Raw genomic sequence first — 17,079 nt, 5'->3', positions numbered from 1 at the left:
TAGTAAGCGAAACATATTTTTAGAATACGATGAAGCTAAAGAATTAAATTCTTGTAATTCAAAAATAGTAAAATTCTTAGATAATTCATTCAAAATATAAGAATAATCATGATTTACATTAATTGTAACTTCTTTTTTTTCTTTATCTACTACATATCCAGTAAATAAAGAAAAACGTACTATTTTCTGCTCATTATGATAACCCAGTTGTAATTGTAGTAATTTATCATATGTAGATACTAATAAACTCTCAAAAACATTGTTATTAGGAATATTAATATTGATAATAGATTTTATCTCATTAAAAGAAAATGTAACAGGTTCTTCTCCCCTTTCTTTTAATAATGAACAAATTGAAAAAAATATATTTAATTCACGCTGGTTAAAGTCTTTAAATGCGACTAAATTCATATCATTATGGTACTTAATCATTATGCAATATCCTTTTTGTTGTGCATTTTGTAATGCTTCTAATTGATTCATAAATGAGTTCACTTTTATAAGTACACCTTTTATGATAAAGTATATCTTAGGGTACCTATTAGTCCTTTCCTTTGGAAATATAATATTAAGTCTGAACAACTTTAATATACTAATAGGTACCCCTTTTGTCAATACAAGGATACCTATTTTAATTATAAAAAACTTACCCAACAAAAAGGGTACCTATATGAATTATAAGTAGATAATTCTAGACTTATAATTAAATTTATCAAATTAAAAGATGTTTTTTACAACTATAAATGATAGGTTTTAATCCATTTATCTCAAAAAAATAACACCAACAAAAGGGGTACCTATACCCAACAAAAGGGGTACCTATACCCAACAAAAGGGGCACCTATACCTAACAAAAAGGGTACTTATACCCAACAAAAGGGGTACTTATACCCAACAAAAGGGGTACTTATACCCAACAAAGGGGGTACCTATACCCAACAAAAAGGGTACTTATACCCAACAAAAAGGGTACTTATACCCAACAAAAAGGGTACCTATACCATTTATAAACATTGATATATACTGGCTTCAATAGTGGTCTAAAAGAATAAAAAGAATAAAAAAGATATTTAAAAGAAAGAAAAAAATAAGTACTCAACAAAAAAGGTACCTATATGAATTATCAATGAAATACGTTTTTTATTTTCTTTTTTTCTCTTTATATTTTCTAAATAAAAAACAAAGACTTACAATGCAGAAAAAGGGTACCTATATCAGATATATTTTTTTCGTTACAATTTTATAGATCGGAGAATGTCTCCTTCTTATTAATTAACTAATCAAAATAAAATATATATCTGCTATTTAATTATCAATAAAATGCGAAAATTTAACTCACAAGCGATTTTTATAATTTTCTAGTGTTATTTATCATAAAGATCATAAAAACGCCATATAGAGCAAATAAATCAATTTTAAGTTATTAGTTTATAATCAACTTTAAGATCATCCCCTACCGCCTGCCCCATTCTTTGGGGCAGGCGGTCAAATTGTATATTGGGGTCCCGAGCGTTTAGTGGGAATTTGTACCCCTTATCGATACAAATTCCCACTAAGCGCTCGGGACCCCTATATTCATCGATTGACAATACCGTTGCGCTTGTATCGGAATCGATGGATATACAATTTCTAAGATCACCAGCGTACGATAAATCTATTTTGATAATTTACTTGTTTGATGAATTGAACTACCGTATAATATAAGTGCATAATTTTTACAAGCACATATTAACTACTATTTTTACTAGCTAGTTAATATGTGCTGTTTTTTTATGTATTTTCGCATAAAAAAATATAAAAATATTTTTTTATTTTTAAGAGAAATCATGATAAGCTACATGAATTACAATATAAATTAAAAGAGCGACAAGCAGCAAGTGATCCTAAAGGTAAATATATTTTTATGTTTTAATATATTATTTTATATAAAAAAACATAAAAATATATTTACATATCACCCAATGGGTGATATAATATAAATATAGAAAAAGGTACCCATTCTATGAAGGAGTTTGTTATGGAACAAAATATATTTAAAGAAGCTCGGCTTGCAGCAGGTCTCACTAGGGCAGCTATGTCAGAATTAATGGAAATTCCATTAAGAACACTAGAAAATTGGGAATCTGGTAACCGTATTCCACCTAAATATGTGGAACGCTGGGTATTAAAGGAGTTGAAGGAAATTGAGTCAAGAAATCAATTTGAATGATAAATTACAAAAAGAATTGCGACAAAAAGAATTACTATTTGTATTCCCTTTATTTATAGCTTTTTTTGTAATTACTGCTTTTCTAAATTATCCAGTTGTTAGAATTGGGGTAGCATTAATTTTTGTTATTCTATATGGTAGAAAACGATTAGAATTAAAAAAACAAGGTTTACAAGGTGGTAAATTAATGAACCTTATTTTTGATTATTGGAAGGTATCATTGAGCGTTTTTATCCTTATATGTGTAATTTCATTTTTTATGTAATTAAATCTATATCTCCTCTATAGCATATATAGATTATTTTTGATAATTTATATATGCTATATTTTTATGTTAATAAACATAAAAATATATATAATAGCATAATTAAAAAACAGTTGCCCTGGTAACTGTTTTTTTTTATCTAAAAACGTATGCTATTATAGAATAAAAAAAACAACTTGCTTAATCCTTCTCAAAAGTGTATAATATAGGACTTTTTGAGAAATCTGAAAAAGTGTGTTGTTAAATTTTGCGAAAAAGGGGTTTATATGAGTGCTAATTTTGGGTACATTCGTGTATCAACAAAGGAACAGAATATAGATCGTCAAAAAGAGGAATTAATAAAGCAGGGTGCAGATGAATCACGATTGTTTATTGATTATGCTACAGGGAAAAATACAGATCGTGTAGCGCTGCAGCATTTATTACAAGCCCTACAAGATGGCGATACTTTATATATTCATGAGTTAGACCGCCTGGGGCGATCTAAACGGGATATTATTTCTGTATTAAAAGAAATACACGAAAAAGGGGTTACTGTACGTATTTTAGATATTCCTACAACGTTAATTGATCTATCTTCTTTTGGTGATTTAACAAAACCAATTATGGATATGATCAATAACTTATTAATTGAAGTGTATGCTACGCTGGCGGAAGCAGAATTAAAGAAAATGCAAAAACGCCAGAAAGAAGGAATTGAAGCAGCACAAAAAAGAGGGGTTAAGTTTGGCCGCCCTAAACATCAAATTGATAAAGGCTTTATTAAGATTTATAATCTGTGGCAAAAAAAAGAAGTATCATCTACTATGGCCTGGCAATTATTAGGGTTAAAAAAAGATACATTCTATCGTTTAGTAAAAGAATATCAAGCGGAATTAAAAAAGAAGTCTGCAAAATAGCAGGCTTCTTTTTTTTATGTAAAGTTATGTTTTTAGTCGATATAAAAACATAAAATTATATAAAAATATGCCACATAAAAATATTTACTTCGACATAAAAATATGCTAATATATAGGTGGAGTTATTTATGGAATTATTAAAAGAAAGGTGGATTTTGATATGATCATTAATATTTCCCATACAAAAGGTGGAGTGGGTAAAACAATGATTGCTACTAATTTATCTATTTCTTTAGTGGCCCCTATTGTTGATTTAGATATTCAACAAAGTAGTAGTCGATTCTTCCAACTTCGTGAACAAGAAGGATTAAATCGATTACCTGTATATACTGAATTAACAGAAGAACTTATTGCTGAATATAAAGGCAATAAGAAAAAACATCTTATAATCGATTCTGGCGGTATGGATAACAACTCTATTCGCCAGGGGTTAATTGTTTCTGATATGATTATTTCACCTGTAGCAATAAGCCAAGTAGAAATATTTGGATTGCAAGATTTTAATGAATTACTTAATAGTGCTGGTGAAGTAATTGATCGAAATAAAACGTTTGTTTTATTGAATAATGTTAATAAACAAGCTAAAAAAGAGATTCAACATATAAAAGAATTAATTTATAGTGAGTTTGATTTTGTATTATTAAATACAATTCTAGGTACTAGAAAAGCATATAAAGACGCTTATTCTTTTGGTAAAAGTGTAGTAGAATTAGCGCCACAATCTCCAGCAAGTGAAGAAATAGTAAATTTAACTAATGAAATTAGACAATATATAGAAAGGGCAAAATAATATGGCAATTAAAACTATGAAAAAACAAGAAAGTGATTTTGTTAAAAATTCCAGCTTACTTGTAAATACAAAAAGAGTTGAAAAACAACGTACAACGATTGACTTAACACCAGAAGAATATAAATTTTTAAAAGATCAAAAAGAGAATGAAGGTATCTCTTTTAGAGGTACTATCCGTAAAGCGTTACGTGAATATATGAAAAAACATGAGGAATAGGAGTAATTAAGTATGGCTACTTTTATGCAAAAAGATGTATTGATTGAATTAATTTCTTATGTAGTTGCAGTAACTGCTCGTGATGTTGATACTGATAATCCAGATATTATTGAGTTATTAGAATTAAAACATAAATTATATTGCATGGATCCAGAAGAAATTGATTACGAAAAAGAAGGCGAATTTATTAAGCAAAAACAAGCTATATTAGAAGGTATTTAAAATGGATGATAAATTAGCGGAAATAGAGAGATTAAAAAAATTTACAGAAGCTGATTCCGTTAGGCTAACAGAAAAAATATGGAAGCATATATTATCTAGTAACAAGAATTTAACACCAGTAACAAATCCAGAAGGAATTATTACTGGTGGCACTCCTGGTGCTGGTAAATCTGTTTTTGTAAAGTTAGCCAATAAAAGATTAAATAATAATTTAATGACTATTGATGGTGATCAGTTTAGACAATACCATCCAAACTTTCAACAATTACAAAAGTTAGTTGGATCAGATATAGCTTTTGTTACAGGCCCATTTTACGGAAAAATGGTTCGTAATATTTTGGCAAAGGCTACTGAAAATAAATACAATGTAATTATTGAAAGTACCTTTAAATCACTTGATTCACCTTTAGATTATTTGAAAACGTTAAAAGCTGCTGGATATAAAACAACGGTAAATGTTATTGCTGTAGATAAAGAGTTGGCGTGGCAATCTACTATTGAAAGACAAGCTGAAATGCTTAATATGGGATTACCTGCAAGAAGTGTAGATAGAACATATTTTGATCAAACAGCTGCTAATCTAGCTGGCAATGTTGAGAGCGTTTATAAAACAGGTTTAGTTGATAAATTAGAGGTTAGAAATCGAACTACTAGATTATTTGATTCTCGATTTAATGATATAAGCCAGTTACAAAACATCATAAAGCAAGAATTAGGACTACTAAAACAAGTAAATAAACTCATAAATAATGGTATGTCTAAATAAAGTAATGCATAATAGGGAGACATTAACATTGAATAAGTTAAAGCCATTTACAAAGTGGGTAGGAGGAAAACGGCAATTATTACCAGAAATTAGTAAATTAATTCCTAATAAATTTAATTGTTATTTTGAACCGTTCGTTGGTGGTGGCGCATTATTATTTGAATTATCACCAAAAAAGGCTGTTATTAATGATAATAATTCAGAACTAATACTTGCGTATAAAGTAATTAAAGATGATGTAGAGAGTTTGATTCTAGAATTAAATAAACATAAGGCAAATAATAGTAAAGAATATTATTTAGATTTACGATCTGCAGATCGTGATGGCCGCATTGATATAATGAATGATGTTGAAAGAGCGGCTCGTATTCTTTATATGTTAAGAGTTAATTATAATGGCTTGTATAGAGTAAACTCAAAGAATCAATTCAATGTACCTTATGGAAAATATAAAAATCCAAAGATTTTAGATGAAGAAAATCTACGGAATATTAGTAACTATTTTAATACAAATGATGTTTTAATATTAAATGATACATTTGAAAATGCTGTTAAAACAGCAAAAAAAGGTGATCTAGTATATTTTGATCCACCATATGTACCACTATCCATTACAGAAAGTTTTACTGGTTATACAGCTGCAGGATTTGGATATAAAGAACAAATAAAATTAAGAGATACATTTGTAGAATTAGATCAAAAAGGGGTATTTGTTGTTCTTTCTAACTCATCTGCACAATTAGTATATGAACTATATAAACCAGTAGCTAAAACTATAATTGAAGTTGGCGCTACTAGAATGATTAATAGTAATGCACAAAAAAGAGGGAAAATTAAAGAGCTTTTAATAGCAAATTTTTAAGGGGTAATATGAAATACGATGTTTTTGAATACTTAAATTTAAATCCAAATGAAAAATTAGAATTCTTTATGGAAACACGTTCATCATTAAGTTTTTTAGCATCATACTGGGTAAATTTTGATAATGTAAAAAGAAATATGGAACTATTTGATACTCCAGAACTTTATACATTAGATTATTTGATCGGAAAAAGTATTGAACAAATAGATGATTTTTTTAAAGAAAACACGAATATGTTTTTGCTTGTTCCATATCTATTAGGTATAAGAAAAGATAAATTTGAGAAACCATATAGCCAACGAATACTAAAAATCCAAGGAATAAACCATGTATATACATTAAATTTCAAAGACATAGAAATGGATAAGATAGATTTGTATTTACAATTCTTACATGATAGTGGGTTGTCTTGGGTATTAAATATGGGGTTAAAACGATCTGTACATGATTATGCCTTAGGAGTTGAAGCTGGTATGGATTCAAACGGAAGAAAAAATAGAAGTGGTAATATGGGAGAACTATATTTATCTACCGTTTTAACTGATATTGCTAAAACTAAAAATTGGATATATCATGGACAAACCACTAAATCTAATATTAAAGAATGGTATGATATTGATTTAGATGATTCTTTTGAAAATAGAAGATTTGATGGTTCATTATTTAATCCAGCACGAAAAAAGCTCTATCTATTTGAAATAAATAATTTTAATTCTAGTGGATCTAAATCCAAATCATCTGCAACTGAATTTAAAGATTTACATGATCGATTTAGTCGCACTAATCATGAATTTATTTATGTTACAGATGGCAGAGGATGGGATTCAGATAAATCACATTTAATAGAAGCTATGGAATATATAGGGAAAGTATTCAACTACAAAATGATTGAATCTGGTTATTTAAAAGATTATATAGATTAGATCAAAAAAAAGAAACCTAGGTTGGCGACTTAGGTTTCTTTTTTTTGTAAATCATTTAGTAGATTTACGCTTGATAATTATTACTTAAATAAGTATATCAAATTATTTGAAAATAATAAAATGTTTTTTTTTAGCATTTTTTATATCATTTTGTTTTTTGCTGTGAATTTTTATTCAAAAACAAAGTAATTAAATCGATAAATTTGACATAACTATATTTATTATTCTCAAAATGTCAATATTGATACATACAAAGAATTTAAGTATAATCTTATATAGTATAGTAAAAGTCAAAAGGTGAAATATGATTTTTTATACTATATATTATATTTATTGTTGTTTTCACAGAAAGGATATAAATTATTGCATATAGATTTATGTTTGATAATTATTACTATGATTTTAAGTATAATTACAAGTGTAATTATTAAAGTAACTGCTACAGTAATTATTAAAATCATATGTAAACGCTTAGGTTTATAGTAGTTATACTCTAATAATGACAGGTTGGCTGAATTTAATAGTCTTTGTTAGAATATGATGATATAAAACTTTGAAAAGAACCTGGGATGGCGACCCCAGGTTCTTTTTTTAATGCTGTTTTTGATTAGTAACATTATCAGCTTTTTCTTGATAGTCAGATACCCATTGATCAATAAATGCTTGCTGCTGCGTTACATCAGATAGCGTTGTTTTAGCTATCAGATTACCAGCAGGGATTAGTACTGCATTTACATAATCAATATGGTTAGTCTGACAAATAGCAGAAATATTAGCGTAGTAAGAAAGACGATCTGCCTTGTTGTTAGTGTTCGTATAAATAGCACCCATCATAAATGTAAGCTGCTTAATAAGATCTGCTTGTTTAGATATAGGAACAGCAGCATACTGCTTCATAGTTTCTAATAATAAATGGATCTTATCTAATTGGTTTGTCATATTATATACTCCTATGTAAAAATATGTTTTTTTATATTTTATAACATAAAAAAGCATATAAACAAATATTTTGATTTAAAAATATTACTTACTTTTCTTGCTAGATCCCCATTCTTTATAATCACATTTTGGGTAATTAGAACAGCCTTTAAACTGCCATTTTTTACCGTCTTTTTCACCTTTGCGTGTGATGAGTATACCTTCACCGCATTTAGGACATTTAGGCCCTTTAGGCTGTGGCTTATTTTTACCTTCAATGTATTTACATTTTGGGTAATTAGTACAAGCCCTAAATTCAAACGTTGTATCACCTTTAGTAGCTTTTCTAGTAACGATAAAGCCAGTTTTACATTCTGGACAGATTGTATAGTCTGGCGTTCCGTTCTTTTTAACATTACACATAAAGTTACATTCTGGATCGCTGCATTTGTAAAAATCACGATCTAATTTTTTAGAATGTAATTTATGTAAGTACCCTTCATGACATTTAGGGCAAGGATGATCACGATTAAATAATGCTTCCTTAGCATACTTTCTTACATCTGTATTGTTAATAACAGATGATACAAAGTCTTTTGTATCAGAAATAATATCCTTGATAGATAATGAACCATTTTCTATAGCAGATAATTTTTCTTCCATATCTGCCGTAAATGTTGGCTCTAACAATACGATTGGAAGGGCTGTAACCAGGTTAGCCCCTGTTGATGTAACATGAATGGCTTTCCCTTTTTTGTACAATAGAGGGTTTTTAGGATCTAATAATTCAGAAATGATAGTGGCTCTAGTTGCTGGTGTGCCTATACCTTTAACGCTTTTTAGCGTTTGTAGTTGGCTTTCACTCGCATTATAAGCGTATTTATCAATATGATTCATAGCGCTTAATAAGGTACCTTCTGTAAATGGATTAGGCGGTTTTGTTACATGATCGGTAACAAATACATCTTTTAACGTAAAAGTATCGCCTTGTTCTATAGGGAAGGGGATAGGTTCTTCTGCATAGATTTCTTCTGGTGGTAGAAGATCAATATACAAAATCTTATACCCTTCATCTCGTACCTGTGTTTCAGATAGCTTCATCGTATACGCTGTATTGGCTACTTCAATAGTAGCTTCCAGTTTTTCTTTCACAAGTGGCTTGGTATAATGCGCTGCCAGGTAACGTTTGGCCACTTCTAGGTATACAGTTTGCTCATCGGTTGAAAACGTTTCTAATACCTCTTTAGTTAGTTCTTTTACAGTCGGGATAATAGCATGATGGGCTGTTACCTTGCCTGTATTGTATACAGGCTTTTTATCTGTTGTGAACACAGATTCATCAGTAACAGCAACGGTTACACGTTCATTAGATAACAGATTGTGGATAATACCTGCAGCCTGTTCTTTTTGGCTGTCAGGTAAATATTTACAGTCTGATCTAGGATAGGTAATATAACCCTTTTCATATAAAGATTGCGCTGCAGCTAACGTATTAGAAGGGCTGATTGCATGGCGTTTATTGAGTTCTACCTGTAGTGTATCTAGTGAAAATAGAGAAGTAACAAAATGATTTGTTATTTCTCGCTCTAATTCAGATACCGTAGCTTCTTTACCTTCGATTTCAGATTTAATGCGATCAGCTAGTTCTTTTTCAAAAATATCATCGTGTTCTAAGGTAATTTTGGTTTTGCCGTTTATATAAGCGTCTACTGTGTAATAGGTAGTAGGTACAAACTGCTCAATAGACATATCACGATCATATACTAGCTTCAATACAGGCGCTTTTACACGGCCTACAGGTAATGTACCTGCATTACCAGAATGTTGGCCTATACGGGTAAAGAATCTGGTTAAATTGATACCAATTAACCAATCAATGGCCGCTCTTGATTCTGCAGCAGCGGTCATTGTTTGAAAATCTGAATTATCTTGTATGGATGAAAAAGCGTTTTGTACGCTTGTTTCATCTAGTGCATTAAGTAAGATACGCTTTACTGTACCAGTAAAGCCTTCTTGCTTTAATATTTCATCAACGATTAAGCAGCCTTCACGGTCTGGATCGCCTAAATGGTATACAGTAGTAGCTGTTTTAATTTGTTTTTGTAAATGCTTGTATAACGCTTTAGTAGTCGCTCTTGTACATTTCTTTAATTCTTCTGGATAGATGGGAAGTAATGTTTCATCCCAGCTTGCGTACTTTGAATCATATTCTTTAGGATCCAGTAGTCGGAGCAAGTGGCCAGCGCACCAGGCAATACAATTACCGTTAGAATCAAAGAAAAAAGGGGAATCTGTTTCTTTGTTAGTGGTGGTTGATGTAAAGTTAGCACCAGAATTATTAAGATAATCCTTAATAATTCTTGCTACACTAGGCTTTTCTGTAATGTATAAATTCATGTATTACACCTCATTTTTTATATAAGAATACATTTGAATTTGTTTTTTTCTGTGTAGTAGGTTGTGTATGTGCTGATGGATGATATACTACTACACGTTTTTTTACGCCTTGTTTTGGTTTAGATTGTCTAGCAGCAGGTGGGGGAGTAGGTAAAGCCCCATCTGTTGCTAAATTATCTCTATAACCGCTCATTACAGAAGATACATAGTCTTGTGTTTCTTCATATGGTGGAATACCGCCATATTGATTTACAGCACCTTGTCCAGCGTTATAGGCTGCTAGTGCTAGTTTTACATTTCCACCGTTAGAATCTAACATTTGGCGTAAATAGTGGGCAGATCCATCTATATTTTGTTCGGGATCATAAGGATCTACGCCTAATTCTGCAGCTGTATCTGGCATAAGTTGGCCATAGCCAACAGCCCCTGCAGGAGATACAGCATTTTGATTAAAGCTGCTTTCTTGGCCGATTAAGCTAGTTAATAATACAGGATCCACATTGTACTTCAAAGCTGCATGACGAATCATGTTATTAAGTGGGCCATTGGCCTGCGTACTAGCCATACCAGAAATAGCTAGTGCGCCAGTTAATACAGTAATTACAAGTTTAGATTTCAATTCCATCTTCAATAGTCCTCTCTCTCCATTTAGGCTTATCTTTTGTAAATTTGATATGTGCTGTTAATGCATGATCATTAGCAGTAGCCCTGTTACTTAAATTATGTAAACGCTTTAATAAGCCGCCAATTCTTGATTGTGGGGTACCACGATTCAAGAATTGTTTTACCATACCAGCTGCCTGGTTATTGGTGTTCCTATTACTATTTCCATAGTGATATAGCTTATTTTTTAACGTATCAAGGTGTTTATAATCGGTTTCTAACCGATGAATCTGTTGTGATACAGATTGATTCCGTTGTTGAATCGATTCATATTCCCTCACAGCTTGTTGCTGGATGGTTGGCGTATTCAATTTAGAATACGTGGATTGTAACCAGGCTTCCACTTTTTGCATTTCTTTTGTATACGCTGCCGATTCTGCAGAATAACGGTTCATATCAGATGTGTTACCAGCAAAACGGGCCTTTTCTTGCTCTTTAAAGGCAAGGGATTGTTTTTGTTTTAAGCTGCGTAACACTTCAATATTACGTTTATATTCGCCTTTAGTTATGCGATTCATTACAGAATTAAGTGTAGATTGATATGTAACATTTTTATTGCTGTATTTAGCGTATTCTTGGCGAAGTGGTCGCAATTTGGTTAGAATATCTACCTTCCGCTGCTTAATAGCTTCAAACACATCATGCTTAGTAATGGTACCTACTTTATCTATAGGTGCTGATGTATCGATCGTTTGAATTTTCTTAGAAATGTTAGTTTGTAATTTTTCTAAACGATCCACTTTACGGGCCGTTGTTTCAACCGATCGTACAGCTTTCATAGAATTTATTTTGTTAGTGAAAGATTCTAAACGGTTCTGCAGTTTATGTAATCTGCTTATATCGTTTGGATGTAAGCTGTAGGAGCGTAAGACAGCTTCTTTATACTTAGGTGTTTTATCTGCTCTTGTAACTTCCTTATACGCTTTATAAAGCGATTTATCACTACTGGTTAGTACCTCTAAATTACGATCAATTCGTTGTACGCTGCGTTTCATACTATCTAATTCAACAGCAGCTTGTTTTTGAATTTTAGGTAATAGGTATTCTTTCTTTTGTGATAACCAGCGTTCTGTCTGTTTCATATCAGATAGAACAGAAGGATCTTTAAACGTATTGTACTTAGCCGTTAAGCTGCGTAAGCGCTCAATCTGTTTACGATATTCACCTTTTGTAATGCGATTCATAATTGAATTGCACGTACTATCAAAGGTAGCCTTATTAAATACATAACGCTGTTTATACAAGTTATGTATTAAGGCTTCTTTACTAATATTAGTTTGTAAACGTTGTGTACGAACTGGAATCGATGTTATACGGCTAGGCTTAATGGTAATATGGTGTTTATTACGTAATAAACGTGCTTTATAAATTCGTTTTGTAGCTTGTTGTTTTTTATAGCGTTTAATTAATTCAGATTGTGTAAGCACTCTTGAATTAATTTGTGCTATTTCTGCTTCTATGCGCTTAGATCGTTCTTCTAATCGTTTAATACGATCATGGATAGAACTACCATCTGTAGCAGTAGTACCTACTTTACGATTAAAGGATTTTGCTTCTTGTAACTTAGTAGAAAGCGTAGATTGTAACGCTTCCGCTTTTTCTACTGTTTTTAGATCCTCTTTAGATAAAAAGCGTTCACGGGCGATACGCTTTTTTAAATCCATGTACTGATGGCATAACAAATACGATTTAACAGAATCATCATTTGTTATATCAATTAAAAACTGCGCTTCATCAAATTTATTTTCAAATAAGTATTGTTTAAAAGATTTGATAGTTTGTGCATTTTTATATACAGTGCTTGGATTCATTTTCTTTTGTGCTGGTCGATCTAATTCAGCAGCACGTAGAAAATCTTTATTTGCTAATGCTTCTGCTCGTTGTACTTCTAATTTTTCGCAAGAAACACGTTCATTCATTCCACGTTTTTTGTATTCTTCGTTTAGGATAAATTCCCAATTTTTCCGTAACTCAATAAGTTTATCTTTTGATATAAAATCTCTTGATTTTATATAGCCGCCAGTTTTGGTGCCATCTTTTTTTACAGAAGCACGTTTAAAGTAGGATTGGCGGCCTGGTTCGTTCCTTGTTAAATCGATTTTACGTTCAGAGAACATAATATGCGCATGAATATTGCGTTCTCCTTCTGTTAATGTAGCTTCTTTATCATGGATTACCATTGTGTATGGATAATCTTTAAAATGAGTTTTCATATATTGCTGCATAATAGCAATATTTTCTTTATGAGAAAACTCATTTGGTAAAGCTAGTTTTATTTCACGGAATGGGCGTTTTTCATTACTTAAATCTGCTTCATTCCAGAATGTAGCTGTTTGCATATCATATCCGCCATCCGTTCTGCCAGAAGCCCAAGATGGCATATTAGAAGATTCTTTGTAAACAAGATCTTCTTTTATTTCGCCACTGGCAGAGTATTGATACTTGCCAGTGCGTGTTATGTATTCAAATTTTGCTAATGAATGGCCAGCGTTACCGATGGACATTTCATAGTAAAATGTAGCCATGAAATGGGTACTCCTTCTTGCAACCGTAGGTTGCCCGTTTAAGCCAGATTTTATCTGGCTTAAACCTCATTTATTTCGTTTAGAAAAAACGAAATGTGTAAATGAGCATTGGCATGATTTTAGAGGTCAGCTTCGCTGCCCTATTTTTCTGATGTAGAAAATCAGTAATAGGTGTGAAGCTGACCTTTTTTATTTTGGTTGGCTGTAAAGTTGATTTTATACATTATGATTCAAATTAAAATAATCTATACTCATTATATCCGATATTTCTCAAAAAGTCTATTTACAAAATCAGAAACTTTATATATAATTTAGCTAAAATTAACTATATAGGAGAACGGTATGAATGACAACAAAACAGTAAAAGAGAGATATGAAGCAGAACCCAAAACATTTGCCTTGATTTACCTTGATATTATCAAAGAGCGTAACAGATGGAGAGGGATAGCAGCCTTTTTAGCAGCTACATCTTTATTATTAACAATCGGTATTGTATACGCAGCCTTTAGTGTAAAATACATCCCTTATATTGTATCTGTATCAGATAGTGGGGAGTTTAAAGGTGTAGGGGTACTTAATGAGATAAAATATGAACCAAAAGAGGGAGAAATTAAATATTTCCTTAAAAAGTTTATAACGAATTATGCTTCTTTACCGATTGACCCAGTGATTCTACAAAATAACCTAACAGAATTATCTTATTTTGTAGATGGCCACGCTAATGAAAAGTTACAATCTGAAAAATTAGATAAAAAAATTGAAGATATTGGTAAAAAAGCAATTAGTGTTGAAATCATATCCATTAACAAACAATCTGGTAGCGATAATGTATATATCGCACGTTGGCGTACAAAGACATTTGATAATGTAACAAGGAAACAAATTGAGAAAACATATACAGGTAACTTCTCAATAACTGTGAATCCGTCTGCATTAACAAATGAACAAGATATTGTGAATAATCCATTAGGCTTATTTGTTACTGATTTTTCTGTCAGTGAAGAAAATAAATAATTTGTTGTGTTAGGAGATTTAGAAAGGGTATTACAACAATGAAAATGAAATCTAAAGCATTAGCATTAGCGGCTGTAATTTCAATTATGACAACAGGATTTGCCTTCGCAGAAGATGGTACTGTATGGGATCCAGATAATATTACAGGAATTCGCCATAGTTATATGTACAGCGATAATCAACAAATCGAATTAGTACTAAAACCATTAGTACTAACAGATATTAAATTACGTGAAGGCGAATCTGTAGAAAGTATTTCTGCAGGTGATACTAGCCGTTGGCAAGTTGAAGTTGTAGACGTAGCGGGTACCCCTCATGTGTACGTAAAACCAACTACAACAAATATTAAAACGAATATGATCATTACAACAAATGAACGTAGTTATCGTTACTTATTAACAACTGGTGATCACCCAGAATATTATGTGGATTATATTTATCCAGATACTACACCAGATAGCGTAAAAGGCGTTAAAGCAGCATGGGAACGTGAAGAACAACGTATAAACGCCATTATGAAAGCCGAAGAAAATGCTAGAACAGCATTAACTGGTTATAAGATTAAACAAAATCATAATGTTTATGAATTTGAACAACCGCAATTTATGTTTGATGATGGTACAAAAACATACATCAAAATAAATAAGGAGAATAAGAATAATCTACCTACCATTTACTACTATGATGAAAGGATTCCTAGAGATAAGTTACAGTTAGTAAATTATAGAATTAAAGGTAATTACTTTGAAATTGATCGTGTAGCACAAGCCTGGAAGATTGTATATCAACAGGATGCCTATTTAGTAGTTGAACGCCCTGTAAAAGCTAAAAAATCCAAAAATAAAGTATTAAATCAAGGTAATTTACATCAAGAAATGGCTGCTGCGTATGATAGCAAAATCAATACACCTCGCAAAATCCAATTATCTGCAGAACGACCTAATTTTACATCTGCTGAAATGCAAAAAATCAATGCCATTGATCAAGCAGTAGATAAAGCAGTTAATGCTAAATTAGAGGATAAAGAAGTGATTGTAGATACATCAACAGCAGCACCAACAAATACACAATCACAAGAGGTAGATTTACAATCCGCTTTATCTGATATTCGTAACCAACGTGCGCAAGCTACTTTATAATAGGGGGCTAGTATGAGCGAAAAACAACAAAACAAAGAGGAATTGAATCAAGAAAATTTAGAAAATGAAGAGATTCAAAACGAAGAACAACAAAACGATTTTACAGAAAAAAAGTCTTTAGGTTCCAGAAAAGGTATGATTGCCTTGCTCTTTATTTTAATCGTGTTAATGCTATATGGTTTTTTACATTCTGCCTTTAAAAGTGATAAGAAAGATGATGTAAACGAACCACAAACTAAAGTAGTTAAAGATATTAAATCGGAAACGAATAAGGCCGATTATGGCGAACAAAATAAACGTTTACAAAAAGAACACGAAGAAAATCAAGAAATACCATATCAAAAAGTACAAACGCCTACAGTTGATCCTGTAGCAGCAGAAGAAGCAAAAGCAGCAGCTACAGCAGCTGCTAACGCTGCAAAAGAAGCACAAGCTGCCGCTGCTAAAGCAGCTGCAGCAGAAGAAGCGGCTGCTTCCTCTGCTATCAAATTTAATATTAATAGTAACAGCAGCAACAATAATAAACCAGCTAATCAAGGTAAAAGCGGTTATATTCAAGTGATTCAATAGGGGGTAGCACCGTGTATAAACAATTTAAACGTGCTGCAGCAGCAGCTTTTGTAGTAACAGCTATGATGGTACCATGTACTATGCCGTTTGCAGTCGCTAATGCAGCTTCTGCAAAATATGTTCAATCTGATAACGTACTACAAGCTGGATCGGTGATTCCAGCAACATTACTTACACAAGTAACTAGCGATAACCTAAATGCTGATGTAGTAGCGATTGTTAGACAGAATGTCTATGATTCTGTAACAGGAAATAACGTTTTACTTCCTGCAGGCACTAAATTAATTGGCCATCCAGAAGGGTATTCTGGTACCAGAGTTAACCTTAGTTTTTACCGCATGATATTACCAGATGGTACATCGATTGCTCTGCCAGATCAAAGCGCTGTAACAGGTACAGGCTTTGCAGGCGTTAAAGATAAACATTCTGGTCATAGTTGGCAAAAATTCAAAGGTGCATTGTCTGGCGCTCTCTTATCGGGTGCCTTAATCGGTGTAACTAGCAAAAATACAGACAATGCTGGCGATCGTTCATATGGTCAAGAAGCTATGACGGGCGCTGCTACAGATTTAATCCAAAATATCACAAGTTCAACTAAAAATCGTGATGAAATTAAATCTACCACAACTATTAGAATTGGCTATCAATTCAATATCTTGTTAAATGCAGATGTAGTCATTCAACCTTGGGAAGAATAATC

The 17,079-nt window shown here is 31.8% G+C and carries 18 protein-coding genes; 13 read left to right on the top strand and 5 right to left on the bottom strand.

The features are described from left to right. A partial coding sequence (locus ACSV5T_RS09580; protein WP_438320958.1) for a replication initiation protein occupies positions 1-483 on the bottom strand: 483 nt, incomplete at its 3' end. A gap of 1,534 nt (positions 484-2,017) precedes the next feature. On the opposite strand from ACSV5T_RS09580, the gene ACSV5T_RS09575 reads away from it, so the two are divergent. From ACSV5T_RS09575 to ACSV5T_RS09535, 9 genes are all read left to right on the top strand, one after another. Beyond that, the gene (locus ACSV5T_RS09575; RefSeq protein WP_285418050.1) at positions 2,018-2,209 is read left to right on the top strand and encodes a helix-turn-helix domain-containing protein; all 192 of its coding nucleotides are present in this window, start codon (positions 2,018-2,020) and stop codon (positions 2,207-2,209) included. Beyond that, on the top strand, positions 2,184-2,474 hold the full coding sequence (locus ACSV5T_RS09570) for a hypothetical protein (RefSeq protein WP_438320957.1): 291 nt from the start codon (positions 2,184-2,186) through the stop codon (positions 2,472-2,474). Before ACSV5T_RS09575 ends, ACSV5T_RS09570 begins: the two co-directional genes overlap by 26 nt. 266 nt (positions 2,475-2,740) lie before the next feature. Next, positions 2,741-3,373 carry a recombinase family protein gene (locus ACSV5T_RS09565; RefSeq protein ID WP_438320956.1) on the top strand — a complete coding sequence of 211 codons (633 nt, stop codon included), beginning with the start codon at positions 2,741-2,743 and terminating at the stop codon, positions 3,371-3,373. A 160-nt stretch (positions 3,374-3,533) separates the two neighbouring features. After that, the gene (locus tag ACSV5T_RS09560; RefSeq protein ID WP_438320955.1) at positions 3,534-4,163 is read left to right on the top strand and encodes an AAA family ATPase; all 630 of its coding nucleotides are present in this window, start codon (positions 3,534-3,536) and stop codon (positions 4,161-4,163) included. A gap of 1 nt (position 4,164) precedes the next feature. Further along, positions 4,165-4,380, top strand: a complete 216-nt coding sequence (locus ACSV5T_RS09555) for a hypothetical protein (RefSeq protein WP_438320954.1) — start codon at positions 4,165-4,167, stop codon at positions 4,378-4,380. A gap of 12 nt (positions 4,381-4,392) precedes the next feature. Next, on the top strand, positions 4,393-4,602 hold the full coding sequence (locus ACSV5T_RS09550) for a hypothetical protein (protein ID WP_419651238.1): 210 nt from the start codon (positions 4,393-4,395) through the stop codon (positions 4,600-4,602). A gap of 1 nt (position 4,603) precedes the next feature. Then, complete coding sequence (locus ACSV5T_RS09545) at positions 4,604-5,368, top strand: zeta toxin family protein (RefSeq protein WP_438320953.1); 765 nt, start codon at positions 4,604-4,606, stop codon at positions 5,366-5,368. 28 nt (positions 5,369-5,396) lie between these two features. Continuing rightward, positions 5,397-6,230 carry a DNA adenine methylase gene (locus ACSV5T_RS09540; RefSeq protein ID WP_438320952.1) on the top strand — a complete coding sequence of 278 codons (834 nt, stop codon included), beginning with the start codon at positions 5,397-5,399 and terminating at the stop codon, positions 6,228-6,230. Between the two features lie 8 nt (positions 6,231-6,238). Continuing rightward, a complete protein-coding gene (locus ACSV5T_RS09535; RefSeq protein ID WP_438320951.1) occupies positions 6,239-7,153 on the top strand; it encodes a DpnII family type II restriction endonuclease in 915 nt (304 codons plus the stop codon). Positions 7,154-7,744: 591 nt separating this feature from the next. Here ACSV5T_RS09535 and ACSV5T_RS09530 read toward each other — a convergent pair. The 4 genes from ACSV5T_RS09530 to ACSV5T_RS09515 all read right to left on the bottom strand — a co-directional run bounded on the left by ACSV5T_RS09530 (position 7,745) and on the right by ACSV5T_RS09515 (position 13,656). Continuing rightward, positions 7,745-8,092, bottom strand: coding sequence for a hypothetical protein (locus ACSV5T_RS09530; RefSeq protein ID WP_438320950.1), 348 nt, complete (start codon positions 8,090-8,092; stop codon positions 7,745-7,747). Between the two features lie 84 nt (positions 8,093-8,176). Next, positions 8,177-10,468 (bottom strand): DNA topoisomerase, encoded by a 2,292-nt coding sequence (locus ACSV5T_RS09525; protein ID WP_438320949.1) that lies wholly within the window; start codon positions 10,466-10,468, stop codon positions 8,177-8,179. A gap of 10 nt (positions 10,469-10,478) precedes the next feature. Continuing rightward, positions 10,479-11,093 (bottom strand): lytic transglycosylase domain-containing protein, encoded by a 615-nt coding sequence (locus tag ACSV5T_RS09520; RefSeq protein ID WP_438320948.1) that lies wholly within the window; start codon positions 11,091-11,093, stop codon positions 10,479-10,481. Then, entirely contained in the window at positions 11,077-13,656 is a 2,580-nt protein-coding gene (locus ACSV5T_RS09515; RefSeq protein ID WP_438320947.1) for a MobA/MobL family protein, read from the bottom strand. The genes ACSV5T_RS09520 and ACSV5T_RS09515 overlap by 17 nt, the downstream gene beginning before the upstream one ends. Before the next feature lie 342 nt (positions 13,657-13,998). On the opposite strand from ACSV5T_RS09515, the gene ACSV5T_RS09510 reads away from it, so the two are divergent. The 4 genes from ACSV5T_RS09510 to ACSV5T_RS09495 are packed head-to-tail and all read left to right on the top strand — an operon-like array spanning position 13,999 to position 17,077. After that, positions 13,999-14,670 (top strand): VirB8/TrbF family protein, encoded by a 672-nt coding sequence (locus ACSV5T_RS09510; protein ID WP_438320946.1) that lies wholly within the window; start codon positions 13,999-14,001, stop codon positions 14,668-14,670. Between the two features lie 38 nt (positions 14,671-14,708). Continuing rightward, complete coding sequence (locus ACSV5T_RS09505; RefSeq protein WP_438320945.1) at positions 14,709-15,809, top strand: TrbG/VirB9 family P-type conjugative transfer protein; 1,101 nt, start codon at positions 14,709-14,711, stop codon at positions 15,807-15,809. 12 nt (positions 15,810-15,821) lie between these two features. After that, a complete protein-coding gene (locus tag ACSV5T_RS09500) occupies positions 15,822-16,379 on the top strand; it encodes a hypothetical protein (protein ID WP_438320944.1) in 558 nt (185 codons plus the stop codon). Between the two features lie 11 nt (positions 16,380-16,390). Further along, positions 16,391-17,077 (top strand): TrbI/VirB10 family protein, encoded by a 687-nt coding sequence (locus tag ACSV5T_RS09495; RefSeq protein WP_438320943.1) that lies wholly within the window; start codon positions 16,391-16,393, stop codon positions 17,075-17,077. Positions 17,078-17,079: the final 2 nt, after the last annotated feature.

Origin of the sequence: Veillonella sp. ZSJB6, assembly GCF_051549505.1 — a bacterium.
Classification (GTDB): domain Bacteria; phylum Bacillota; class Negativicutes; order Veillonellales; family Veillonellaceae; genus Veillonella.
Note: the sequence above shows the minus strand (reverse complement) of the source record. Positions and strands in the feature narration are given on the sequence as shown.